We start from the raw sequence: 26,346 nt of genomic DNA on the forward strand, positions 1-26,346 counted from the left end.
AACGTGACCTTATAAACTCTTAGCGGATTTTGGTTGTTCAAAATAGGTTGAGCGCTTTTCGATTCGCGTAATAACCTTTTGGCTTAAAATAGAAATTATTAAATAAATAAGCATCGCAATGAAATACCATAGAAAAGGTTGATTGGTCCGAGCGATGATGGTTTTTGTTTGCATCATCAAATCATCGATGGCAATTGCTGAAACTAACGCGGTATCTTTTAATAAAATCAACCATTGATTGCTCAAACCAGGTAAAGCATGACGCCACATTTGCGGCAGAATAATTCGAAAGAACGTTCGCGCTTTGCTCAATCCCAATACTTGTGCCGCTTGCTTTTGACCATTTGAAATTGCTTTAAAAGCGCCGCGTAATGTTTGAGATGCATAAACAGCATAAAGTAATGAAAGTGCAGTTACACCACATAAAAATGGATCGGGTTTAGTGTTTGCTATATCGATTTGCACCGTAAATGAAGTAAATCCAAGTGAAATTGCTATGCCATCATCTAATGACATCAATAATAATGGTAGTCCAGTATAAATTGCCACCACAATTAATAATTCGGGTAGGGCACGGATAGTCAAATTAAATAAGGACATTAACCATGCAACGGGTTTAAAAGGAGCAGATTCTAACAGCGTAAAGATAAAGGCAAATATGATGCCGACAATTAATGACACAAAGGCTAATGATAATGTGATTGACGTTGCTTGCACTAATGGCAAGATATATCCGTCCATCGAAGATAGAATCCAGTTTGTTCCGTTGGATAGAAAGTCTGACATAAAAAAACCGTATTTAAATTAAAAAAATAAATTCGCCGCAGTGTTTGCGGCGAGATCATAAAGGCATTAAGAATTAAATTTTAACGACTAATTATTAAACCATTTTTTATAAATAGCTTCTAATTCTCCATTTGCTTTTAGCTTATCGATTGCTTGATTGAATTTTTCACGAAGTTCATCATTACCTTTACGTAAAGCGATGCTTAAACCCTCACCAAAAAATTCATGATCAGTAATCTTATCACCTAATGGTACAATTTCGGTATCTTTTCCTAACCAGTCACTTGCTACGAATGAACTTGCAACAATAGCATCAATACGTTTAGCTTTTAAATCAAGAAATGCAAATTGGTAACTATCATAACTAACAGGTTTAATATCAGGGAATTTTTCATTCAAATATTTTAAATAAGTCGTACCTTTTTGAATACCAACACGTTTTCCTTTAAGTTGTTCTAAACTGGTTAGGGTATCTTTTAATGTAATAAATTGAATTGAACTATCATCGTAATATATTTTAGTAAAATCAATTTGTTTTTGTCTTTCAGCTGTGACATCTATACCAGCAATTGCTGCATCAATTCGTCGAGTTTTTAAACTAGGAATTAAACCATCAAACGACTGGTTAACAATTTTGCAAGAAACATTCATTTCACTACAAATTTTGTTAATGATATCAATATCAAAACCTACAATTTCATTTTTATCATTAGTAAATTCAAAAGGTGCATAAGTTGCTTCTGTACCGATGATAAGGTTTTCGGCAGCTTGAGCAACAAATGTTGCACTTGCTAATAAAACGGCTAATAATGTTTTCTTCATATTTTCACCTAATTAGATATTATTTAATGTGATAAATAAGCTTTAAATTCTTTGGTTTTAGGATGCGCAAAGCATTCTAATTGTCCTTGCTCAATAATTTTACCGTGTTCCATATAAATCACTTGTGAAGCAACTTTACGAGCAAAATCCACTTCATGTGTAACTATAATTTGTGTAATTCCTGTTTGTGATAATTCATTAATAATATCTGCTATTTGCGATGTAATAGCAGGATCTAATGCTGCTGTTGGCTCATCAAACAATAAGATTTGTGGCTCCATCATCAATGCTCTAGCTATAGCTACACGTTGTTGTTGTCCTCCTGAGAGATGAAGAGGATAGCGGTGTGCCATATCATCGATTCGCAAACGTTTTAAAATTGACATTGCTTTGTCACTGGCCTCATTTTTTGACATTTTTAATACTTGACAAGGCGCTTCAATTAGATTTTCAAGTACTGTTAAATGCGGCCATAAATTATAATTCTGGAAAACCATACCAACATTTTTACGAAGTAAACGAATTGTTGATTCACTGATTTTTTTTGAGAAATCAAAATGAGAGTCAGCAATGGTCATTTCGCCAGATGTTGGAATTTCAAGTAAATTAAATACTTTTAATAAAGAGCTTTTTCCTGCACCACTTTGACCAAGTAATACGATGGTTTCACCCAGTGGATAGCATAACGAAACATCATTTAAAGCCTGATGAGAACCATAAAAGCAATTAATATGGTTTAGTTCAATATTCATTCTTCATTTTCTTAAATTTAAATTGACTAAATATTACTTTTTTTTGCATAAAAATGCAATCTAATTTATGAGACAATAATTTTAACCGTTTTTTTATTGAAATGTACCCTTAATCTGAAACTTTTTTACAAAAAATAAATTAGTGAAAATTATTGATTATTGGATATGATTGGAATTACAGGACCAAGATATTTTGGTTCTTTAGTAAGAATATAAAGGTCAATAAAGGCACTGACACGAGCAAATATTTCACGGATACGGACAAATTTCATACTTTTAGGGGATGGAACTGCAAAGCATTGTGCCTGTATTCCTTGTTCAAGTGCAATAAAAATTGCACGTTCGCAATGAAACTCTTGAGTAATAATTGTGAAATCATTTGTATCAAAAACTTTATTAGCACGAACAATTGAATCAAAAGTTCTAAAACCTGCGTAATCAAGAACAATCGATTTTCTAGGAATGCCAGCTTTAATTAAATCTTTCTGCATAGTGATTGGTTCATTATAGCTTAATAGAGCATTATCTCCACTAAGTAAAAGATAATCTACTTTACCTTGCCAATAAAGATCGATTGCTCCATCGATGCGATTCCGATAAAATCCATTCAATCCACCACCACGAACATATTTGGATGTTCCAAGTACTACACCAACAGCACGATAAGGTAGTTTATTCTCATCGTGATAAATATAAGGTGCCGTTTTATAGCTGATCCAATAGTCAAGAATAAGAATCGCAAATATTGTAATCAAGCACAAACCCATAAAACAAGCTGAAAGCTTTTTTAAATTCATGCTAAAACCAATCAAAAATAAATATCATTATTGGAAATAAAAAAGGTGCTGTCAATGATGTCATAATACCACATAAAACAAGTGATAAGGAACTATAGGCTCCTTCGTTATAATCAACTTCAATGCAACGAGCTGTTCCAACAGCATGCGAAACGGCTCCTATAGCAAGCCCTCGAGCAGAAGCGGAATTTATTTTAACAAGATTCAATATTTGATGCCCAAAAATCCCACCTAATGTACCTACTAATATTACACATAATGCCGCTATAGAGGGCACACCTCCTTGATCTGTAGCAATCGTTACTGCAATGGCAGTAGTTACTGATTTGGGTAAAACTGAGGCGGCAATGGTGTTATTACCACCTAACCAAAATGCAATACAAACACCAGTTATCATTGAAGAAATTGACGCAGTAAATGTGATAAACATTATCGATTTCCAACGAGCTTTAATTTGAGGAATAAGTTCATATAAAGGATAGGCAAGAGCTACAACTGAATAAGGCAACAAATCATTAATAATTTGTACGTTTGATACGTATTGCGCATAACTGGTTTTAGTAATTAATAAAATTGGAATTAAAACAATAACCGATATAACTAATGGATTAAATAAAGGATTTTTTAATTTAAATGAAATTCTACGAATAATGAGAAATACACAAATTGTTAATGGTAGCATCCATATCATGGTTGCTTCTCCTGATCTTTAGATAGAATTTTTTTACTTTTTAGAGTCATTTTTGGGAAGTTTTCGGTTAGAAGAGCAGTGAAAATTAATACAATAATTGATCCACCTACACTACTAAAAATAATGGGGATCCAGTTCTCTAATAAAAGTGAATAATTATCCATTATGCCCATTGCAGCAGGAATGAAAAGAATTGTCATATAACGCATAAATAGATTACAGCTGTTTTTGATCCAACATGTAGGGATCAATTGAAATGCAAGTAAGAAAAATAGAAGTAGCAAACCAATAATACTGCCAGGAATCATTATCGGTATTATTTTTGAGATTATATTACCTAGCCATAAACAGAAAGTAAGAATAATCAATCCTCGACCATAGCTAAAAAGCGTATAATACAAAGAATAAAGTCGATGCTTTATTGTAGCGTGTTTGGCTAAAAAATGTTTCATAATATGATATATGCTAAATATTTCAAACTTTAATTATGATGATAATTTCTATCTGTCATTCCAATGATATTAATAGAATCGACCATATCATACGCCCGTCAAATTCAATTATCCAACTAAATAATGACAATAGTTATAAAGTTGTTTAATAATTGCTAATTTTTCAGGTTGTTGAACATACATTTCAGCCAATAATTCTAAACTTAATAAATAATCTTGGATTTTGAGTGTATTAAGTTTATCTCGACAATAGTTAAGCCAAATTGTTTGTTCTCGCTCGGTCAATGCTTGCGGATAGTTTCGAGCTTTATATCTAAAAAATAGAGTAGTCAAACGAGGATCATCAAATGCTAAAGAGAGACTATCTAATAGCTGTGTAGGCGTTGTTCGAATCGTTTCACAGCGTAATTTATCTTGATTATTGAAAAAGCCTTTGTAAATTTGAGTATCTACATCTGAATTATTTGGATAATCATTATTAACATTAAATAATTCTTGCATTTTATTCTGAAGTAATTTCTGATTTTTTTGTAACTTTTGTTGATTAATCAAACATTGTTCTACATCAAGACTTAATCGCTTTGCATTTTCAGGTAACAAGGTTCTTAGTGGAGCGACAATAGGGCATTTATTTGTATGAATTAACTTTAATGGAATTCGTGACTCTCCAAGCTCAAGATCTTCCGTCTTTGTATACAGTTTTTCTTTTATTTGTTCAACGGGTAAATTAATAAGAAGGTCAATATCACCTGCTAAATCACATAGAACAGCTGCATTATTTTGTAATGGATGCCAAATTATTGGAGCAACTAATGATAGATTACCTCGATAACTACCCAGCATGCCTGATACATGAACAATAGGGGTCATGTTGACAACATCAATAAGTTCAGCAACTTTATTTTTATTACGTAAAAAGAAAAAATAATTAAATAATTTGCTCTGTTTTTCTTTTATAAGCTTAGCCATAGCAATGGTTGCATAAACATCAGACATAGCATCATGAGCATGCTCATGCTCAATATTATTTGCTTGAGTCAGTTGTTCCAAACGAAAGCTAGGTAGCCCATTATCGTTAGTTGGCCAATTAATACCGTCTGGTCTTAAAGCATAACAAGCCCTAACAACGTCAAGAAGATCCCACCTCGAATTACCGTTTTGCCAGCTATATGAATAGGGATCGTAAAAGTTACGATATAAAATATTACGAGTAACCTCATCATCAAACCGAATATTGTTATATCCTAAAATACATGTATTGGGTTCACTAAAAGCTTGATAAATTTGTTTGGTAAATTCAGCTTCACAAACGCCATTTTGATTTGCTTTCTGAGGTGTAATACCAGTAATTAGTACAGCTTCGGGATTTGGTAAATAATCTTGAGCAATTTGACAATAAATAACTAAAGGATCTTCAATGATATTTAAATCATTGTCAGTTCGAATCCCCGCAAATTGAGCTGGGCGATCCAAAGCTGGATTAATACCAAAAGTTTCATAATCATGAAAGTAAAAAGTTGGTTGCTCGACGTTATTTTTCATTGTTTAATTATGTTTTTGCTTGTTATCTGTAAAACGTGTTAGCACAAAGGTTTTAAACTATTTTGTACAGATTGAGTACATAATTTTGTTTTTAAATGTGTACAAAATATAATTATGGCTCTCAGTGATACAAAATTAAGAATACTTTTTAAACAAACCTAATATTGGTTTGCTATACCCTATTTATGGCAATGATTTTGGTGTAAGAATATCACAAAAAGAGACAATTGCCTTTCAATTTTAGTATAGATGTAATGTTAACGATTTAATTTTAATCCATGAATAATGTTCATTAATAATCTGAATTAATCTGACTAAGTATTTATATAAATGTGATGAAATTATAGAAAATTTGTGAATCTAGTAATCTCATGAAATATTAGTTAATTCCAATGTAAGAAAAAAGTTCTATTTAATAAATGAGCTTCGCTATGGTAGGGGCCATTTATGCAAATAAGAATTATGGTGGATAAAGATTTTTTATTATTTATGGGTATTTGGTGATAGATCATTTACTTAAATTAAAAATTTTGTATAAACCAATAAAATATTTGTGACGTTGTAACTTTAAATTAAAAGTACAACATCACTATAAAAGTATTATCTCTAAAAGTATTATCTCTAAAAGTATTAATTGTTTATCATCCATTTCATTTAAAATTTGATCTATTTATTCTCTTCTAATTCTTTTAAAAATTGAGTTAAATGATCTTTCCACAAATTAGCCGACAAGGTGGTACTATGCCCACTGGTTTCGTTACTTGCAGGTATTAATACATAATGAGCATGAGGAATTTTTTTTAGGGCTTTTTCCATCAGACCAACAGTCGGTGGGTTTCTTTCATCATCTTCTGAGTTTATTGCTAATACATGTGCTTTTATTTTAATTAAATCTTTAGTTGGATCATAGTTTCTTGCTGCATCAAATTGAAATAAAAAATCATTAGTATCCATTGTAATGCGTTCTTTTAATCTACTGGCTAATAGTTCTTCTGCTTTTGCGGTACTATATGCCTTATTTTGCCAAGCAATATCACCTCCGTTGGTTGCTATATTGTAGTAATTATATACTGTTTGGAAATTTTCAGGCTGCTTATCATAAAATCCATTTTTCCAATTTGGATCGCTTTTAATAGCATTAATAACCATTTTTCTCATAATCCAATTTCGACTAGACATAGGGGCAGGGGTTGCTGCCATTGGTACTGCAGCAGTCATAAAATCAGGATACATTGTAACCCATTTCCAAGTATTCATTCCTCCCATCGAATTACCTATAATAAGGTATAAATGATCTATTTTTAATCCATTTTTTATTAATTGGTATTGTGCATTAACCATATCCGCATAATCATAATGTGGAAAATCACCTTTCATACCATCCGAAGGTTTTGATGATTGTCCTGTACCTATAGCATCAGGAAGAATAATAAAGTACTTTTCTGCATCTAATGGCATTCCTTTATCAAATAAAGCATGGCCAAAACTATCATTTAACATTGATTCTCCATTACCAGTAGTTCCATGTAATATTAAAACTGGCTTATTTTCTGGATTTCCAAGAGTTATATAATGTATTGATAATTTTGGCATTGTATTGCCATCATTAAATTTGAAATGATTAATAATGTAATTCGATTCATTTTTATTATTAAAATCAAGACAGAACCCTAAAGAAGGAATTATAAGTAAAACGAATAGTTTTTTCTTAAAATTGACCATAATTTATTTTGTGTAATTGCTATTTATTTTCACAATTTAGCTCTACTGGATTTAAATAGGAAATGAATATTTTGTTAATTGTGATTAATCTCTCAATATTTAGTTAGAATCAACATTTAGAATTGATCATTTTATTATTTAAAAAATTTTGTGTTATACGAAAGATCACATAAAAAATGCAAATAGATTAAAATTGAAAGATTATTATTAGGATATAGAAAACAATGAAGAGCTTTAATTTAATTTAGTTAAAATTGAATATCAATTTGGTTGAAAAATAAAAAAGGAATGAATTGATAACATTCCTTTTTTTATTATGAATAATCGATAATTTTTATTCTTTTGGTGCACTCTCAATTACGTTTGCTAACTTTTCAAGAGTTATTCTGAGCGGTTTAGGCATAGATTCTAATTCAATTGAATCCATTAAGTTTTTAACGTAGAGACCAAGCTCAGTATCACCTTCAACAATTAATCGACGTTGAAAAAAGAGAGTATCAGGGTCTTGACGTCTAGTAGCAATCATTATTAGATCATTCGCATTGCCAATAAAGCTTACATCAGCAATTTCCTCTCGACTGACAACTAATTTATTCTCGATTAGACTAACAAACCATACTAATTGTAGATCCGTAACTTGAATTTTAAGCCAGCGATTTTCTAAAAAATCAAGATCACCATCCTCAAGTGAATGTTTAAACTGTATTTGTAACAATTGTTCAATAACTTGTTTTTTTAAATTAAAAGGAATACAGCGTAAGGTAATTCCTAACACTTGAGGTGCTTTATCCACAAATGTTGTATGTATTTTTCCTAATAAATTATGCTGGCTTTCTATCATTTACACATCTCCAGAGATCATTTTCTCATAAATATCTAAATCAGTGTTTAGATGTTCGAAAGTTTCTTCACTTACTTCATTACGAATTTTCATTTGTAATAATGCTGTACGTTCTGCACCAATTGCAACCAAGCGCATACGTCTTTCAAGGTTCTCAGCTTCTAGTGCTTTTTGTTCTAAATCTTTAAGACCTGTTCTACGTCTTAATGAACCAATAACACGTGAGCCAACTTCGTGGATTATCTCTTGATCTAAACCCGCTTCAGATGTTTCTTGCAGTAAATTGTTTTGCATTTTTTCAAGACTAACAATAGCTTCTTCTGCCATTTGTCCTTTCACAGTTAAAATTTCATTGTCTTGTTTAGAATTATCTAAAATTACACTTCCTCGTAATAAAATAGGTAATATCACGACCGCGACAATCAATGAAATTAAGATAATTCCTGTAGCAATAAAGACCAATTGATATCGTCCAGCAATAGTCATTGGAATGGATAATACACCAGCTAAAGTAATTGCTCCACGAACACCAGCGAAAGTTGAAATTAATAGATCGCGGTTTGTATATGACCTAAATGCTAAAGGTCGTTTTGTCCCAAATGGCATAGTTGGCATCTGTTTCATCGCCCAAAGCCAAGCAAATCTTGTTCCCATTAACACGATAAAAACAAATAAAACAATAAAGCATAATTGCCATAACTCAATTGACGCATCTGTTTGATTTTCAGCAAAAGTGTTATTTAAAATACTAGGCAGTTGAATACCTAACAGAACAAAAACAAATCCGTTAAATACAAAAGTTAACATTGACCATGCACTATCTGATTGTAAACGTGTTGTCAAAGGTGCATTACGCATCATACCAGAATGATTAACGGTCATACCGGCACTTACAGCTGCTAAAATGCCGGAACAATGACATTCTTCAGCAATAATATAAGCCGCAAATGGTAGTAAGAATAATAATACGATTTGGATTGCTGGGTCATTATTAGTAAGCTTATTTATTTTACGTAAAATCCTTGCATATAACCAAGTAAATAAAACACCAACCGCTAAACCGCCGATAGCAACGACAAAAAAAGATAAACTAATTTGCCATAAATTAAATTCAAGCAGTCCTGTTGCAATTGCAATCGCAAACTTCAAAGAAACTAGACCAGAAGCGTCATTCATTAATGCTTCACCTTCAATAATTTCCATTTTTTCTTTGTCTATACGACCTTTACCAACAATACCACTCAAGGCAACAGCATCGGTAGGTGATAAGACAGCTGCGAGGGCTAAGGCTGCTGCTAATTGGACATTTGGTAACATCCAATGAAGAATGTAACCTAAAGCGATAATTGAGATAACCACCAATACAAGTGCTAATCCAACAATTTCTCTGAAATTATATACAAAGTCTTTTACTGATGTTTTTCGACCATCAGCAAACAGTAAGGGAGGTATAAATAAAACAAGAAAGAGTTCTGGATCGAATTTTACGTAAACACCAAAAGCGGCAAGAATGCAACCTAATAATATTTGCATTAGCGGTAAAGGTATTTGAATTGGTAACATTTTAACAACGACACCAGAAAGTGATACAATTAATACGAGAAGTAAAATTATTGAAAAAAGTTCCATAGCTTGTCTTTTATTTATCCTATAATCCTATTGTTATCATTTGATTATATCGGATTTTTATCATAATTTCAGGTTAAATTTCATAAAATTACTTTTTTTTTGTTCAGATAAAATTATTAATCAAAAAAACAACAATCTAAATAAAGGTTCTGCATGGAAAATTGGCAAAGAGCATTTGTTTTGCATACTCGTACTCAAACTGAAAGCAGTTTATTCGTTGATCTTTTTGTTGAAAGTGGAGGCAAAATAACCGTTTTAGCTAAAGGAGCTCGACGAAAGAATTCTACTTTAAAAGGCCTTTTACAGCCGTTTACCCCTTTAATTGTACAATGTTCTGGCAAGGGTAATATAAAAATATTGCGTCAGGTAGAAGCGATGTCACTCACTTTACCACTAGTTTCGATTTCATTATATAGCGCTTTTTATTTAAATGAATTATTACACCGCGTATTAATTGCAGATACTGATATGCCAACACTTTTTGACGATTATTTAAAAAGTTTGCAACAACTGGCACAACAAATTCCTGCTGAGAATGTACTGCGTATTTTTGAACTTTCATTATTAGAAAATTTAGGTTATCACGTAGATTTTTTTCATTGTAGCGTAACAGGTGATGATATTGTTGAATCAATGTATTATCAATATCAATCCGAAAAGGGATTTATCAGTAGTTTATTAAGAAATAATACCAGTTTTACTGGTGAACAGGTATTGGCTTTAGGAAACCGTGTTTTTAATAGTCCTGATACATTAAAAGCCGCTAAACGTTTTACTCGAATGGCTTTAAAACCTTACGTAGGTTCAAAGCCCTTTAAGAGTAGAGAATTATTTCTAAAAATATAACTTTATAAAATGATTAACGATAAATTTTTTAAATTATTGATATAATTTTATCTAGTTAATTTATTAATTAAAAAATTAAGTTGATTAGCAAATTTTTCGCGATCCTTATATGAAAATGGAGCAGGTCCTTTAGTTTGGATTCCACTTGCTCGCAGTGTTTCCATAAAATCTCTCATCACTAGTCGCTCTTTAATTGAATCTAAAGTATAAATTTCACCTCTAGGCGTAAGAACAAAAGCACCTTTCTTTAATACATCGGATGCTAATGGTATATCTGATGTAATAACTAAATCATTGAGTTCAACAAGTTCGACAATTTTGTTATCCGCTTTATCAAAGCCATTTTCCACTAGTAATCTAGTAATAAAAGGTGAAGAGGGAATATTTAACCATTGATTAGCAATTAACTTCGTATTGATTGATTTACGAATCGCGTTTCGAAATAAAATTTCTTTAATTGGGTTAGGGCATGCATCAGCATCGATCCAAATGTTCATAATAGTATCAATAAATAATTTAACTTAAACAGTAATGAATCATAAAGCATTTAAAACGTTTTAGTATTCAAATTTTGTCCAAAAGTTTTATTTTAACTATCTCTTTCAGTATACTGAAAGAGATTCATTATTAATATTAATAAGGTTACTATTTTTATTTGAAATCCTTATGATAAATGGTAGTATACGCGATCTATTATTTTATATGCAATATTTACACATGTGCGCTTTCGTGTGGCGCACCACTGTTATAAGGATTTATTATGCCAATTATTACTCTTCCTGACGGAAGTCAACGTCAATTTGATAAACCAGTGACTGTTCTAGAAGTTGCACAAAGTATTGGAGCAGGGCTTGCTAAGGCGTGTATTGCTGGGCGTGTAAATGGTCAACGTAAAGATGCCTGTGATGTAATTGATGAGGATGCAACATTGGCGATTATTACAGCCAAAGATGAAGACGGTTTAGAGATTATTCGTCACTCTTGTGCCCATTTATTAGGTCATGCTATTAAACAATTATGGCCTAACACGCAAATGGCGATTGGTCCCACTATTGACAATGGTTTCTATTACGATATCGATTTAGACCATTCTTTAACTCAGGAAGATCTTGATGCTTTAGAAAAACGTATGCACGAATTAGCAAAAAAAGATTATGAAGTAAAAAAGGAAGTTGTAAGCTGGGAACGCGCTAGAGAAGTATTTTGGGAACGTCGTGAACCATATAAAATTGCCATTTTAGACGAAAATATTTCTAAGGATTCAACACCAGCTCTTTATCATCATGAAGAATATATTGATATGTGCCGAGGACCGCATGTTCCGAATATGCGTTTTTGTCATCATTTTAAACTGCAAAAAATCGCTGGTGCTTATTGGCGTGGTAATAGTGATAATAAAATGTTACAGCGCATTTATGGCACAGCTTGGGCGGATAAAAAACAACTAGATAGTTATTTACAATTTTTAGAAGAAGCGGCAAAACGGGATCACCGTAAAATTGGTAAACAACTAGATCTTTATCATATGCAAGAAGAAGCACCAGGTATGGTATTTTGGCATAATGATGGTTGGATTATATTTCGTGAACTAGAAGTTTTTGTTCGTACCAAACTAAAAGAATATAATTATCAAGAAGTAAAAGGTCCATTTATGATGGATCGCGTATTATGGGAAAAAACAGGTCATTGGGGCAACTATAAAGAATTAATGTTTGTTACTTCATCTGAAAATCGTGAATATTGTATTAAACCAATGAACTGCCCAGGTCATGTGCAAATTTTTAATCAAGGACTAAAATCTTATCGTGATTTGCCTTTACGTATGGCTGAGTTTGGTAGTTGCCATCGTAATGAACCTTCTGGTTCACTACATGGTCTAATGCGAGTTCGTGGCTTTACCCAAGATGATGCGCACATATTCTGCACGGAAGAGCAAATTCGAGGTGAGGTAAATAGTTGTATTAAAATGGTTTATGATACTTACCGTACCTTTGGTTTTATAGATATTACTGTGAAATTATCAACTCGCCCAGAAAAACGTATTGGTAAAGATGAAACATGGGATTTAGCTGAAAAAGATTTAGCGGAATGTTTAACTGAAAATGGTATTGAATTTGAATATTTACCTGGCGAAGGTGCATTTTATGGACCAAAGATTGAATTTACTTTACATGATTGTTTAGGGCGAGCGTGGCAATGTGGTACAGTTCAGCTTGATTTTATGCTACCTGAGCGTCTAGATGCGACCTACGTTGGTGAAGATAACGAACGTCATACACCAGTAATGATCCATAGAGCAATTTTAGGTTCCATGGAGCGTTTCATGGGAATATTGACCGAAAATTGTGCAGGTTTTTTCCCAACATGGCTTGCTCCTTTGCAAGTTGCAGTAATAAATATTACGGATAATCAAGCTGAATATGCTAAACAATTAACCGAGCAATTGCAAAAAGTTGGAATTAGAGCAAAAGCGGACTTGAGAAATGAGAAAATTGGGTTTAAAATTCGGGAGCATACTCTAAAACGTGTTCCGTATATGTTTGTTTGTGGAGACAAAGAAATGCAATCAGGAACAATTTCAGTTCGAACTCGTCAAGGTAAAGATCTTGGTAGCTTTGAAGTGAAACATGTTATAGAATTGTTGCTTAATGAAATTCATAGTCGTTCATTGGAACAGATGGATTAACGATAAATTAATTTGGAGGAATGAGATATTAAAGTCAGTAAACGTATTCAGTCAACACGCGCACATAAGATCAATGATGAAATTACTGCTCGTGAGGTGAGGTTAACCGGCGTCGATGGTGAGCAGCTCGGTATAGTAAGCTTAGAAGAAGCTTTAAAACAAGCGGAAGAAGCAACTTTAGATTTAGTCGAAATAAGCCCTAATGCAGAGCCACCTGTTTGTCGAATTATGGATTATGGCAAGTTCCTCTATGAAAAGAGTAAAGCAACAAAAGAACAGAAGAAAAAGCAAAAGGTTGTTCAGGTTAAGGAAATTAAGTTCCGACCTGGTACAGATGAAGGCGACTATCAGGTAAAACTCCGCAGCCTGATTCGCTTTCTTGAAGATGGCGATAAAGCTAAAGTCACGCTCCGTTTTCGTGGACGTGAAATGGCTCACCAACAGTTAGGTACTGAGATGCTTGATCGTATTAAGGAAGACTTAGCTGATTTGGCAATTATTGAATCTTATCCAACTAAGATTGAAGGTCGTCAAATGGTAATGGTGTTAGCGCCGAAGAAGAAGTAATGGTTTTGCAAGTTATTTTTTAGTTTTCTAAAAATTACACCATTATTTTATTTTTATTAACAATGCGAAGTGGAAATTAATAAAATGCCTAAAATTAAAACTGTAAAAGGCGCAGCAAAGCGCTTTAAAAAAACAGCTTCTGGTGGCTTTAAGCATAAGCAAGCGAACAAAAGCCATATCCTAACCAAAAAATCAACTAAGCGTAAACGTCATTTACGCGGTTTGACTACCGTGTCAAAAGGCGATTTAGGTTTAGTTACTGCGTGTGTTCCATACGCTTAATTTATTGGTTAATTAATTAGAGGATATAGTTTATGGCTCGTGTTAAACGTGGTGTTATTGCTCGTGCACGTCACAAGAAAATTTTAAAACAAGCAAAAGGTTATTATGGAGCTCGTTCACGTGTTTATCGTGTAGCTTTCCAAGCAGTAATTAAAGCTGGACAATATGCTTACCGTGACCGTCGTCAGCGTAAACGTCAATTCCGTCAATTATGGATTGTTCGTATTAATGCTGCTGCTCGTCAATGTGGTCTTTCTTATAGCCGTTTTATCAATGGATTAAAGAAAGCTTCAATTGAAATTGATCGTAAAATCCTTGCTGATATTGCTGTATTTGACAAAAATGCATTTGCTGCATTGGTTGAAAAAGCAAAAGCTGCATTAAAATAGCTTTATAAGAGCCGAGTTATCTCGGCTTTTATCATTTTATCGACAATATGATTTAAGAGTTAAGTAATTATGAAATTAGTTGTTTTTCGTTTCTTTTTTAGCGTCATTAAAAATATTCTTTCGTGAGGCAAAGGAAAAACGAAAAATAATTATAAAAGCCTCAGGAGAGGCTTTTTTTATGTAATGAACAATAAGCAGGAGAACTGTATGTCTCAATTAGTTGAACTGGTAAGCAATGCCAAATCCGCTATTGAAAATGCTAACGACATTAATACGATCGAACAGATCAGAGTGGAATATTTTGGTAAAAAAGGCTATTTTACATTGCAGATGGCTTCTTTACGTGATGTTCCTGCCGAAGAACGCCCAGCAGTAGGTCAAAAAATAAATGATGCAAAACAAGAAGTTGTCGAAATATTAAATCAAAAACGCAATCTTTTAGAGCGTCAAATCCTAGACGCAAAACTTGCAAATGAGACAATTGATATTACCTTACCAGGTAAATCACTTGAGTTGGGTGGATTACATCCAGTGACAAAAACAATCAATCGGTTAGTTGATTTTTTTGGAGAACTAGGCTTTGCTGTTGAAACTGGACCAGAAATAGAAGATGATTATCATAACTTTGATGCATTAAATATTCCTGCTCACCATCCTGCTCGTGCTGATCATGATACATTCTGGTTTGATGCAAAACGTTTATTACGTACTCAAACTTCAACTGTTCAAATTCGAACTATGGAAAATCAAAAACCGCCAATACGAATCATTGCTCCAGGTAGAACCTACCGTAATGATTATGATCAGACTCATACTCCAATGTTCCATCAAATGGAAGGATTATTAGTTGATAAAGAAATTAGTTTTACCCATTTAAAAGGTTTGTTACATGATTTTCTTCATTGCTTTTTTGAAGATAATATGGAAATAAGATTTAGACCAGCCTATTTCCCATTTACTGAACCTTCTGCAGAAGTTGATATTAAAGCTAAAAATGGTAAATGGTTGGAAGTACTTGGATGTGGAATGGTTCATCCAAATGTATTGCGTAATGTTGGTATTGATCCTGAAGTTTATAGTGGTTTTGCCTTTGGCATGGGAATTGAAAGATTAACAATGTTACGTTACGGTGTCACTGATTTGCGTTCTTTCTTTGAAAACGATTTACGTTTTTTAAAGCAATTTAATTAATTCTGGAGATCAAAACATGAAATTTAGTGAAAGTTGGCTACGTGAATGGATCAATCCAGAAATTAGTAGCAAAATGCTAGCCGACCAATTAACGATGGCTGGTTTAGAAGTTGATGACATGGAAAAGGTTGCAGGGGATTTTACTGGCGTTGTAATAGGAAAAGTTGTTGAATGTACACAACATCCTAATGCAGATAAACTTCGTGTAACTAAAGTGGACATTGGTAAAGATGAATTACTTGATATTGTTTGTGGTGCACCAAATTGCCGTCAAGGTTTAATGGTTGCTTGCGCAACTGTTGGGGCTGTTTTACCAGGAGATTTCAGAATCAAATCTGCAAAACTCCGTGGTGAACCTTCAGAAGGAATGTTGTGCTCTTATTCTGAATTAGGTATTGCTGATGATCATAATGGTATTATTGAATTACCTAATAATGCACCGTTAGGAGAAGATATTCGAGAGTATTTAAATCTTAACGATGTGATGATTGATATAAGTGTTACACCAAATCGTGCCGATTGTTTTGGTATTGTTGGTGTTGCTAGAGATATCTCAGCTGTAAACAATATACCAATGAAGGAGCTTAAAGTAGAAAAGGTACCTGCGTCAATTTCTGATACCGTCTCAATTCAAATAGATGTTCCAAAAGCAGCCCCTCGCTACTTAGGAAGAGTGATCAAAAACATCAATATCCATGCCACTACGCCATTATGGATGAAAGAAAAGTTGCGTCGTGGTGGAATCCGTTCAGTTGATGCCGTTGTCGATATTACTAATTATGTATTACTAGAACTTGGTCACCCAATGCATGCGTTTGATTTAGACCAAATTGAAAAAGGCATTATTGTTCGTTATGCTCATCAAGACGAAGAAATCACATTACTTAATGGCAATGAAGTTAAATTGAATGATAAAACTTTAGTTATTGCTGATCATAATAAAGTATTAGCAATTGCAGGAATTATGGGCGGTGAGAAATCAAGTGTAATACAATCCACAAAAAATATTTTTCTTGAGTCCGCTTATTTTGCACCATTAGCAATTGCCGGTAAAGCTCGAGAATATGGTCTACATACCGAGGCTTCTCACCGCTATGAACGAGGTGTGGATCCAGAATTACAATTTGTAGCAATGGAAAGAGCGACGCAATTATTAGTTGATATTTGTAAAGGGGAGGTTGGACCAGTTATTGAAGTTACAAATCAAAGTGGATTACCTTCACAAGCTACCATAAAGTTACGCCGTAACAGAATTGATCGAATCATAGGTTATACAATTGAAACACAAAAAATAACGGATATTTTAGTTCGACTTGGTTGTGAAGTAGACTATCAAGACGATATTTGGATCGTTAAATCACCTAGCTGGCGTTTTGATTTACAAATTGAAGAAGATTTAGTTGAAGAAGTTGCTCGCGTTTATGGATATAACAACATTCCGAATGCAAATATGAAAATTGAATCTGTGATGCAACCAAAACCTGAAAGTAATATATCATTACGCCGGATAAAAGAGTTATTGGTTGATCGTGGTTATCAAGAGGCTGTAACCTATAGTTTTGTTGATCCTAAAATTCAGCACATTCTTCATCCGAATGAAACGGCAATTACTCTACCAAATCCAATTTCCAGTGAAATGTCTGCGATGCGTTTATCACTGTGGTCAGGATTATTAAATGCAGTACTCTATAACCAAAATCGACAACAATCTCGCATACGACTATTTGAAACAGGCTTATGTTTTATACCAGATGAAAAATGTGAGTTCGGTGTACGTCAAGAATTGATGCTTTCTGGGATTATTACTGGTAATTTATATGAAGACCATTGGCAATTACCTAAAAAGAGCGTTGATTATTATGATCTAAAAGGGGACCTTGAAGCAATTTTCTCACTCTTAGGTTGTGATGAACAAGTCCAATTTAACAGAGCAGAATTACCAGCTTTACATCCAGGACAAAGTGCAGCAATCAATCTAAATGAAGAGGTTATTGGTTATTTGGGTGTGTTGCATCCAGAAATCGAAAAAAAATTATCTTTAAATAGTAAAACGCTTGTTTTTGAAATAAATTTAGCTAAAATTAACTTTAAAAAGGTGCCTGTTGCCAAAGACCTTTCAAAATATCCGTCAAACAAACGAGATATAGCGATTATTGTTTCAAATACAATTCCAGCAGCAGAAATTATTTCAGTGTGTAAACAAGCTGGAGGGGAGCAACTTGTGAAAGTTAATCTATTTGATGTCTATCAAGGTGATAACATCGATGTAGATCAAAAAAGTCTCGCTATCAGTTTGATTTTACAAGACAAATCACGTACACTTGAAGAAGAAGATATAACAAACATTGTAAGCAAGTGTGTTACTGCCTTACAAAATCGTTTTAAAGCCCTATTAAGAGAATAATAACTATGACATTAACTAAAGCTGATATTGCAGATCGTCTTACCGAAAAATTTAATATTGATCGTCAAGAAGCTAAAGTCCTTGTTGAACTTTTTTTTGAAGAGATTCGAGTGGCTTTAGAAAAAGGGGAACCAGTGAAATTATCTGGATTTGGTAATTTTGCTATACGTGATAAAAATTCACGCCCTGGTCGTAATCCTAAAACTGGTGAAAGTGTGGATATTTCAGCTCGTCGAGTTGTTACATTTAGACCAGGTATTAAATTTAGAGAGCGAGTAGAAAAGAATTTAGCACTATAGTTTATTATGTAGGATTAAATTCTATACTCTTATTACAATCGCCTTTCTTTGAAATTTAGATTAAGGAAAGGTCGGTTGGATATGGTATAACAAAATAATAATTGAAATAATTTCATAATTAAAGCATAATATAATCTTTCCTATGGAGGCTCTATGGGTCCTCTTGCAACATTTTTTTGCTCATCAGGTCAGGTCCGGAAGGAAGCAGCCAAAGTAAAAAATATGTGTGTGAGATGTGGCTGATAGGGTCTCCACCACAAAATACTTTTATACTAAAATTATCTGTTTTATAATAAAAAATAATAAAAATAAGAAATATAAGAAATGATGCATAAGGAAATTTATTTTGAAATTACCGTCTCTTCTTCCAATAGCACTAGCCATATTTTTGAGTGGTTGTTCAGTTTTACCGCATTCTGGACCCAGCTTTTCTTCAATAAAAAATATAAATAAGCAGGATTCCAAAAGAGATGACATTTATAGTAAAGTTAACTTAGTCGATCTAAATGATTCAATCAATTTTACTAAAGATATTAACTCATCCAAAATCCCTATAAAATTTATCAATGAAACAACAAATCAAGTTCAACAAGTTGATCGAATCGGAAAAGGGGATAGTCTAAAAATCTCAATTATTGAAACTCCACCGGCAATATTATTTACAGGTTCAAGTGATACAGGTGCACCAAGAACTGGTTTGACGGATTTGCCAATAGTAACTGTTGATTCAAAGGGACTTATTTCATTACCATTTGTAGGAGTTCTAAAAGTTGATGATAAAAATCCTTCGCAAGTACAAAATGAGATAGTCGAAAAACTATCAGGTATTGCTAATAGACCCCAAATCATTATTACTGTGTTAGAAAAAAGATCGTCAACAGTTACTGTTATTGGGGACAAGTTTAGTGGAAAAATGACCCTTACAGCTAAGGGAGAGCAATTACTAGATGCTGTTGCCATGTTAGGTAACAATATGTACGATATTAAAGATACATTAATACAAGTTACTAGAAATAAAAAAAATAGCCAAATCCCCTTAAGTTTAATTTTATCCAATCCTCAATTTAATATTCAACTTCAACAGAATGATGTAATTACATTAGTTAATAAGCCAAGCTCTTTTATTTCAATGGGTGCCACAGGAGCAACTAAAGAAGTAGCTTTTGAAGCTGTAGGAATTAATTTATCTCAAGCACTCGGTCGCATTGGTGGTTTAAATGACAATAAGGCAAATGCAAAGGGTGTGTTTGTATTTAGATATCAAGATAACTTATTAGTCAATGATAAGAAAGAAACGATTCCAACCGTTTTTCAAATAGACTTAACTAATCCTAATTCATTTTTCATAATGAAAAATTTTCAAATTCAAAATAATGATATTGTTTACGTTGCATCTGCACCTATTATTGAACTACAAAAATTCTTATATGCTGTATTTTCACCTGGTGTAGGGATGATTAATCAAGTTAGCCAAGTTACAGAATAAACTATTAATTGATAGGCTTGATACTACTATGTTTTTATTAATAAAGTTAAAAAAAAGATGGTTGCTGCATTTACTTGTTACATTACCGACTTTAATGTCAATGATATATTTTGGATTGATAGCAGAAAATATATATACATCAGAAGCAACCTATATTATACGATCATCAAATACTCAATCCTCATTAGGAGGATTAGGAAGTTTTTTTTCAAAAGTTGGTCTTTCCCGTTCAAATGATGATTCCTATGTTGTTCTTTCATATATAAAGTCTAGAGATGCATTGTCTTCTATTGAACAATTGTTACCCGTTAAACAATGGTATACCCAAAAAGGGGATATCATTGCTCGTTTTAATGGATTCAACCTTGATTTTATGGATAAAAAAGAATACTTTTATCGTTATATGAGTGATATGATAAATGTCAATTTTGATATTTCTACAGGTATTGCTACAATTAGTGTTAATGCATTCGATATGCAAGATGCTTTTGATATAAATGAAAATTTATTAAAACAAGCGGAAGGATTTGTTAATCAGATAAATTTGCGGGCCAAACAAGATCTTATTACAGCATCTTTAGCCGAGCTAAAAAATGCCGAATTACAAATGAAAAAAGAAGCTCAAGCACTTACTGAGTTTCAAAAAAATAAAAATAAAGATGCTAATCTGGCTGAATATCAACAAATTCTTATAAATAACACTGTTGCAAAACAGCAATTTGAAGCTGCTACATTATCTTTGCGTAATGCTCAAGTGGAGATAACGAAGAAACAGCTTTATTTAGAACGTATAGAGCAACCTAGTGTTTCAGATGTCTCATTTAAACCTTCACGAATCTATAATATCATCACAACTTTTATTATATGCCTGATTATATACGGTATATTTAATTTAATGTTAGCAGGGATAAGGGAGCATAAAGATTGATGAGTGAATTAATTTCTAAAACTCATTTTTTACGCTCATTAATAATACAAGTTAATGTAATAAAAGCTTTAATATTAAGAGAAATTATTACACGATATGGTCGTAATAATATTGGTTTTTTATGGTTATTCGTTGAACCCATGTCATTGACTTTATTGATAAGCTTGATATGGTACTTTTTCAAAGTAGACGCCGTTTCTAATCTTAATATCATTGCATTTGTATTGACAGGTTATCCAATAGTTATGATGTGGCGTAATAGCTCATCTCGGGCTAAGGGTGCAGTTAAAGCTAATCAAGCATTACTCTATCATCATAATATACGTATTTTGGACGTTGTATATGCGCGTATTTTTCTGGAAATGATAGGTGCAAGCGCAGCTCAAATTTTTGTGATGATAATATTTATTTTTTTGGGGCTAATATCTATACCGAATGATCCATTTTATATGCTATGTGCGTGGGGACTAATGTGTTGGTTTTCTCTAGGACTTGGATTAGTAATTTTTGTTTTATCTGCTCGATTTGAATCTTTTGATAAAATATGGGGAACATTAAGTTTTATTTTAATTCCTTTTTCGGGGGCTTTTTTTTGGGTTGATACTTTTCCTAATGAAATTCAAAGTTTGTTACTTTTTTTGCCTCCTGTTCATGGAACTGAAATGTTCCGTTTTGGATATTTTGGATCATCTGTCACCACTCATGAAAGTATAAGTTATTTAATTTTGAGCAATATAGTTCTATTATTTATTGGATTGGCTATGGTTAAAATTAATGAAAACCATATACTTGAGGAAGGGTCATGATCATAGTAGACAATGTTTGTAAAAAATACACTACAAGAAAAGGTTATAAAACCGTTCTAGATAATATTAGTTTTACTCTACATCGAGGAGAAAAACTTGGAATATTAGGTCGTAATGGGGCAGGTAAATCAACATTAATAAGACTTATAAGTCAAATTGAAAAACCAACCTCAGGAACCATTAAACGAAGTATGACTATTTCATGGCCTTTGGCTTTTACAGGGGCTTTTCAGGGTAGTTTGACAGGTATGGATAATCTACGGTTTATATGTAGGATTTATCAGACTGATATAAAAAAGACTAAAGAATATGTTGAAGATTTTGCCGAACTAGGTGATTATTTATATGAACCTATTAAAAAATACTCATCAGGCATGAAAGCGCGTTTAGCTTTTGCTTTATCATTATCAATAGAGTTTGATTGTTACCTTATCGATGAAGTCATAGTTGTAGGGGATTCTAGATTTACACAAAAATGTAAAAAAGAATTATTTGAAAATAAGAAAGATCGTTCTTTAATTTTGGTGTCACATAATATGAACGCTATCAAAAGTTACTGTGATAAAGCAATGGTTTTAGAGGAAGGGCATTTACATCAATTTGACACTATCGATCAAGCTCATCAATATCACACTAAGCAACAACGTTTAACATAAAAGTCATTTAATCTTTTATGCAAAAAGTTGCTATTTTTTCAAAAAAAATTTTCAGAATTAAACACATTCATCATTTTTTCCCTGATTTATTATTTATCTATAAAAATAGAAAAAAAGAAGCTAATGCAATTGCTGGATGGGGATTTCGTACTACCACAAAGAAAGCACGAAAATATGCTACAGAAAATAAACTGCCATTTATTTCACTTGAAGATGGATTTTTACGATCTGTTGGCTTGGGATTAGATGGTTATTTTCCACTTTCACTCATAGCAGATAATATAGGCATTTATTATGATGCTCGTTCTCCATCAGAATTAGAGAGTTTGATAAAAGATAAAAGCCGTTTAGTTTTACATTTGAATGATGCAACGCAAGCGATAAAATTAATCATTGACAACGAAATAACAAAATATAATCATGCGCCAGATTTTATTGGTTTTAATGATAATGAACTTCATGTTGAAAATAAAAAGGTATTGGTGATTGATCAAACAGTTGGAGATATGTCTGTTAATTACGGCGGTGCAGATCCGCAAACTTTTCGTGAAATGTTAGATGAGGCATTAAAGGAAAATCCAACGGCAACTGTATATGTTAAAGCACATACAGATGTAATTAATGGTTATAAAAAAGGTTTTTTAACAAGTAATTTTATTAAAGACACAGTAATTCTGCTTACTGATGATATTAATCCTATTTCATTACTGAAGCAGATTGATAAAGTTTATGTAGTTACCTCTCACATGGGTTTTGAAGCTCTTTTATTAGGTAAAGAAGTTATTACGTTTGGATTACCATGGTATGCTGGATGGGGATTAACAGATGATCGTCATAAAAATATAAAAAGTTTAAAAAATAATGATAGAAGAACCGAGGCGACTATCATCGAATTGTTTGCAGCAAGTTACATTTTATATTGCCAATATATAAATCCTAATACAGGTAAAAAAGGAACCATTTTCGACGTTATTGATTATTTGGTCAAAATAAAAAAATTAAATAATAAACTTCGTGGTACAGTTAAACTCGTTGGTTTTTCATTCTGGAAGAAACACGCATTACAGCCATATCTGAATCTTCCTTCTATTAAAAGTCATTTTTGTTCTATAAATAAGTTTAGAAAAATTGTAAATGACAACAAATTAATGCATAAAGTGAAATCCCAAAAAATATTAATCTGGGGGCAAGGTAAAGAAAATATTATCCCCACGATTCAGAAAGCAAAATTACGTATTCTGCGTATTGAAGATGGTTTTATTCGATCAATAGGATTAGGGTCTAATTTGGTAATGCCATATTCGCTAGTAATAGATGAGTTAGGTATTTATTTTAACTCGCAAACAATTAGCGAATTGGAGTCACTTTTAGCCACTAGAGTAGTGACCCAAAAAGAGCAAGAAAAAGCTAATTCATTGCGACAATTACTGAATGTAACAAAACTAAGCAAATATAATATTGGTAGTGAAAAAAATATCAGACCTGTTGATGAAATGAGAAAAATTATATTGATACCCGGTCAAGTTGAAGATGATGCGTCAATATTATACGGCTCGCCTATCATCAAAACCAATTTAGAACTCGTTCAAGTTGTCAGAAAAAAAAATCCTGACGCTTATATTATTTATAAACCTCATCCTGATGTGTTAAGTGGTAACAGAATAGGGAAGATAGATAAGTCGGAATTGATAAAATATGTCAATGATATTATTGAATTTGTTAATATTATTGATTGTATTGAACAGGTTGACGAAATTCATACAATCACATCATTAGCTGGTTTTGAAGCATTAATACGTCATAAAAAAGTTGTTTGCTATGGACAACCCTTTTATTCTGGTTGGGGATTGACTACAGACTTATATCCGAGTCCTTTTAGGCATCGAATTTTATCTTTAGATGAATTAATTTATATTGTTATGTATGAATATTCGATATACATTCATCCTAAAACTCTGCATTTTACAGATCCTGAAACATTAATTAATTACTTCAATAATGAGAGAACGAAAAACTCACCATCTATCAACCAATGTTGGTTAAAAAAACAATTATATAAAATCAAGCAAATTATAACTCTTTTTATTAATATAAAGTCTCATAAAAAGTAATTTTTTACACTATATCTAAGATATCGTAAGTTTTTAATTAATGAGATTACGAAAAATTTACTTAACTATCTTTTTGCTTACATATTTAATCAATTTTGTATTTTTTAAAGTATTGATTTATAGATATAAAATATTTAAATAAAATTTATCTTTAATGTATTTTACAAATTCTTAATATTGCCTTATCATAATAGAAAATTATTAATAAAGATTATTGCGTTTCATTGTATTTTTCAGTGTCAATTATCTATGATCCTAAACCTTTGGATAAAGTCATATCAATAATGTAATGATAAGCTTGATTAACTAAATGAAAACTTTTTGGTTCATAAAATGGATTTATAACAAAAATTATTGATAAATTAAATATGATAATGAACTATCTGTTTATATTAATATTTTTTGAAAATAATAAACCTTTTTATTAGAAATAATTTATTATGTGTTTTATGGAATGGGTCATTATTTAGACGAGTTAGTGCAAACGAAAGAAAATATTCTTTTGTTACAGGGACCAGTTGGGCCGTTTTTTAAAAATGTTGCAAAATGGTTACAAAATCAAAAATGTAAAGTTTATAAGATCAATTTAAATGGAGGCGATGAGTTTTTCTTTCCGCAAAATAGTATGTCTTTTTATGAACCGATTGGCAAATTTCGTCAATTTTTAATAGATTATATTGAAAAATATAATATTGATGCGATTGTTGTTTTTGGTGATTGTCGTGCTTACCACAAAATAGCTAAGTCAATAGTTAAGTCCAACTCAAGTTTATCATTTTGGGTTTTTGAAGAGGGTTATTTAAGACCACACTATATAACATTTGAAAAAAATGGGGTGAATGGCTTTTCTCTTACACCTAAAAATTATGATTTTTATGAAAATATTCACAATACCTATTTTCATACAAATAAAGATGAATCTCATTTTTATTTAATGATTTATTATGCCAGTATCTATTATATTTTGATGTTTTTAAAAAGACGAAAGTATTCAAATTATGTACATCACAGAAAAACTTCATTAACTTTTTACGTTTTTCATTGGGGATTAGCATCAATACGAAAATTTAAGGCAAGATTAATCCAACCAGGATTGATAAAAAAGATAAATAATGATGAATATAAGCCATTTTATATTTTTCCATTGCAATGTGATCAAGATTTTCAAATACAGGTTCATAGCTACTACCATTCAATGAGATCCTATATTTTTAGAGTTATTCGATCATTTTCCCTGTTCGCGGATGATGAAAGTTATCTATTAATTAAGCATCATCCAATGGATGAAGGTTTTAACAACTATAAACATTTGATTAAAAAATTGGCTAAACGATATGGTGTTAGTAAAAGAGTAATATATATACATGGCGTACCGATGCCAGTTTTACTCAGGAAAGCAAAAGGGCTAGTTACTGTAAACAGTACTTGTGGGCTTTCTGCACTTATCCATGGATTACCAGTTATAGTATTAGGTGATGCTCATTATGATATAAAAGGATTAACTTTTCAAAAAGGACTACATCATTTCTGGAAAGAAGGACAGAAACCTGATACTGAATTGTTTGAACGCTATGAAACTTATTTATGCAGTAAATCTCAAATAAAGGGATCAGTTTATTATACTGATTTTGAATTAAACATTCATTAATTATTTCAAAAAT

Annotated in this window: 25 protein-coding genes and 1 other RNA gene; 15 read left to right on the forward strand and 11 right to left on the reverse strand. The window is 32.1% G+C overall.

The window, feature by feature from the left end; translation table 11 throughout:
- Window positions 1-9: 9 nt before the first annotated feature.
- From artQ to J4T76_RS10805, 10 genes are all read right to left on the reverse strand, one after another.
- Entirely contained in the window at window positions 10-741 is a 732-nt protein-coding gene (gene artQ / locus J4T76_RS10760) for an arginine ABC transporter permease ArtQ (RefSeq protein WP_416380579.1), read from the reverse strand.
- A gap of 132 nt (window positions 742-873) precedes the next feature.
- Window positions 874-1,608: a transporter substrate-binding domain-containing protein gene (locus J4T76_RS10765; protein WP_267341780.1), complete on the reverse strand. Its 735-nt coding sequence runs from the start codon at window positions 1,606-1,608 to the stop codon at window positions 874-876.
- 23 nt (window positions 1,609-1,631) lie between these two features.
- A complete protein-coding gene (gene artP, locus J4T76_RS10770) occupies window positions 1,632-2,360 on the reverse strand; it encodes an arginine ABC transporter ATP-binding protein ArtP (protein WP_267356187.1) in 729 nt (242 codons plus the stop codon).
- 149 nt (window positions 2,361-2,509) lie between these two features.
- Window positions 2,510-3,127 carry an ElyC/SanA/YdcF family protein gene (locus J4T76_RS10775; RefSeq protein WP_416380219.1) on the reverse strand — a complete coding sequence of 206 codons (618 nt, stop codon included), beginning with the start codon at window positions 3,125-3,127 and terminating at the stop codon, window positions 2,510-2,512.
- A gap of 31 nt (window positions 3,128-3,158) precedes the next feature.
- Complete coding sequence (locus J4T76_RS10780; protein ID WP_267341777.1) at window positions 3,159-3,848, reverse strand: CidB/LrgB family autolysis modulator; 690 nt, start codon at window positions 3,846-3,848, stop codon at window positions 3,159-3,161.
- Window positions 3,845-4,300 (reverse strand): CidA/LrgA family protein, encoded by a 456-nt coding sequence (locus J4T76_RS10785; protein WP_267341776.1) that lies wholly within the window; start codon window positions 4,298-4,300, stop codon window positions 3,845-3,847. The genes J4T76_RS10780 and J4T76_RS10785 overlap by 4 nt, the downstream gene beginning before the upstream one ends.
- 108 nt (window positions 4,301-4,408) lie before the next feature.
- Window positions 4,409-5,842 (reverse strand): exodeoxyribonuclease I, encoded by a 1,434-nt coding sequence (gene sbcB / locus J4T76_RS10790; RefSeq protein WP_267341775.1) that lies wholly within the window; start codon window positions 5,840-5,842, stop codon window positions 4,409-4,411.
- Window positions 5,843-6,508: 666 nt separating this feature from the next.
- A complete protein-coding gene (locus tag J4T76_RS10795) occupies window positions 6,509-7,564 on the reverse strand; it encodes an alpha/beta fold hydrolase (RefSeq protein ID WP_267341716.1) in 1,056 nt (351 codons plus the stop codon).
- A 334-nt stretch (window positions 7,565-7,898) separates the two neighbouring features.
- Window positions 7,899-8,405 (reverse strand): ubiquinone anaerobic biosynthesis accessory factor UbiT, encoded by a 507-nt coding sequence (ubiT, locus tag J4T76_RS10800; protein WP_267341715.1) that lies wholly within the window; start codon window positions 8,403-8,405, stop codon window positions 7,899-7,901.
- The gene (locus J4T76_RS10805) at window positions 8,406-10,034 is read right to left on the reverse strand and encodes a Na+/H+ antiporter (RefSeq protein ID WP_267341714.1); all 1,629 of its coding nucleotides are present in this window, start codon (window positions 10,032-10,034) and stop codon (window positions 8,406-8,408) included. It abuts the gene before it with no gap.
- A 153-nt stretch (window positions 10,035-10,187) separates the two neighbouring features.
- On the opposite strand from J4T76_RS10805, the gene recO reads away from it, so the two are divergent.
- Window positions 10,188-10,880, forward strand: coding sequence for a DNA repair protein RecO (gene recO, locus J4T76_RS10810; RefSeq protein WP_267356186.1), 693 nt, complete (start codon window positions 10,188-10,190; stop codon window positions 10,878-10,880).
- 47 nt (window positions 10,881-10,927) lie between these two features.
- Here the strand turns inward: recO and J4T76_RS10815 are convergent, their stop codons facing one another.
- Window positions 10,928-11,377, reverse strand: coding sequence for a YaiI/YqxD family protein (locus J4T76_RS10815; protein WP_267341711.1), 450 nt, complete (start codon window positions 11,375-11,377; stop codon window positions 10,928-10,930).
- 263 nt (window positions 11,378-11,640) lie between these two features.
- On the opposite strand from J4T76_RS10815, the gene thrS reads away from it, so the two are divergent.
- The 14 genes from thrS to J4T76_RS10885 all read left to right on the forward strand — a co-directional run bounded on the left by thrS (window position 11,641) and on the right by J4T76_RS10885 (window position 26,333).
- Window positions 11,641-13,566 (forward strand): threonine--tRNA ligase, encoded by a 1,926-nt coding sequence (gene thrS, locus J4T76_RS10820; protein WP_267341710.1) that lies wholly within the window; start codon window positions 11,641-11,643, stop codon window positions 13,564-13,566.
- A 27-nt stretch (window positions 13,567-13,593) separates the two neighbouring features.
- Window positions 13,594-14,133 carry a translation initiation factor IF-3 gene (gene infC, locus J4T76_RS10825; protein WP_416380218.1) on the forward strand — a complete coding sequence of 180 codons (540 nt, stop codon included), beginning with the start codon at window positions 13,594-13,596 and terminating at the stop codon, window positions 14,131-14,133.
- 84 nt (window positions 14,134-14,217) lie between these two features.
- Entirely contained in the window at window positions 14,218-14,415 is a 198-nt protein-coding gene (gene rpmI / locus J4T76_RS10830) for a 50S ribosomal protein L35 (RefSeq protein ID WP_034945602.1), read from the forward strand.
- 32 nt (window positions 14,416-14,447) lie between these two features.
- A complete protein-coding gene (gene rplT, locus J4T76_RS10835) occupies window positions 14,448-14,804 on the forward strand; it encodes a 50S ribosomal protein L20 (protein ID WP_267341708.1) in 357 nt (118 codons plus the stop codon).
- Between the two features lie 207 nt (window positions 14,805-15,011).
- Window positions 15,012-15,995 (forward strand): phenylalanine--tRNA ligase subunit alpha, encoded by a 984-nt coding sequence (gene pheS / locus J4T76_RS10840; protein ID WP_267341707.1) that lies wholly within the window; start codon window positions 15,012-15,014, stop codon window positions 15,993-15,995.
- A 16-nt stretch (window positions 15,996-16,011) separates the two neighbouring features.
- Entirely contained in the window at window positions 16,012-18,399 is a 2,388-nt protein-coding gene (gene pheT / locus J4T76_RS10845) for a phenylalanine--tRNA ligase subunit beta (protein ID WP_267356185.1), read from the forward strand.
- A 5-nt stretch (window positions 18,400-18,404) separates the two neighbouring features.
- Window positions 18,405-18,698 (forward strand): integration host factor subunit alpha, encoded by a 294-nt coding sequence (locus J4T76_RS10850; RefSeq protein ID WP_267341705.1) that lies wholly within the window; start codon window positions 18,405-18,407, stop codon window positions 18,696-18,698.
- 152 nt (window positions 18,699-18,850) lie between these two features.
- Window positions 18,851-18,946: signal recognition particle sRNA small type (gene ffs / locus J4T76_RS10855), an RNA gene on the forward strand.
- A 98-nt stretch (window positions 18,947-19,044) separates the two neighbouring features.
- Window positions 19,045-20,184 carry a polysaccharide biosynthesis/export family protein gene (locus J4T76_RS10860; RefSeq protein WP_267341704.1) on the forward strand — a complete coding sequence of 380 codons (1,140 nt, stop codon included), beginning with the start codon at window positions 19,045-19,047 and terminating at the stop codon, window positions 20,182-20,184.
- Between the two features lie 28 nt (window positions 20,185-20,212).
- Window positions 20,213-21,112: a hypothetical protein gene (locus J4T76_RS10865; RefSeq protein WP_267341703.1), complete on the forward strand. Its 900-nt coding sequence runs from the start codon at window positions 20,213-20,215 to the stop codon at window positions 21,110-21,112.
- Entirely contained in the window at window positions 21,112-21,918 is an 807-nt protein-coding gene (locus J4T76_RS10870) for an ABC transporter permease (protein WP_267341702.1), read from the forward strand. Before J4T76_RS10865 ends, J4T76_RS10870 begins: the two co-directional genes overlap by 1 nt.
- Complete coding sequence (locus J4T76_RS10875) at window positions 21,915-22,574, forward strand: ABC transporter ATP-binding protein (RefSeq protein ID WP_267341701.1); 660 nt, start codon at window positions 21,915-21,917, stop codon at window positions 22,572-22,574. The genes J4T76_RS10870 and J4T76_RS10875 overlap by 4 nt, the downstream gene beginning before the upstream one ends.
- A gap of 17 nt (window positions 22,575-22,591) precedes the next feature.
- Window positions 22,592-24,685, forward strand: coding sequence for a capsular polysaccharide biosynthesis protein (locus tag J4T76_RS10880; protein WP_267341700.1), 2,094 nt, complete (start codon window positions 22,592-22,594; stop codon window positions 24,683-24,685).
- 454 nt (window positions 24,686-25,139) lie between these two features.
- Entirely contained in the window at window positions 25,140-26,333 is a 1,194-nt protein-coding gene (locus J4T76_RS10885; RefSeq protein WP_267341698.1) for a capsule biosynthesis protein, read from the forward strand.
- Window positions 26,334-26,346: the final 13 nt, after the last annotated feature.

The organism is Gilliamella sp. B3022 (assembly GCF_028751545.1).
In the GTDB taxonomy this organism is placed as follows: domain Bacteria; phylum Pseudomonadota; class Gammaproteobacteria; order Enterobacterales; family Orbaceae; genus Gilliamella.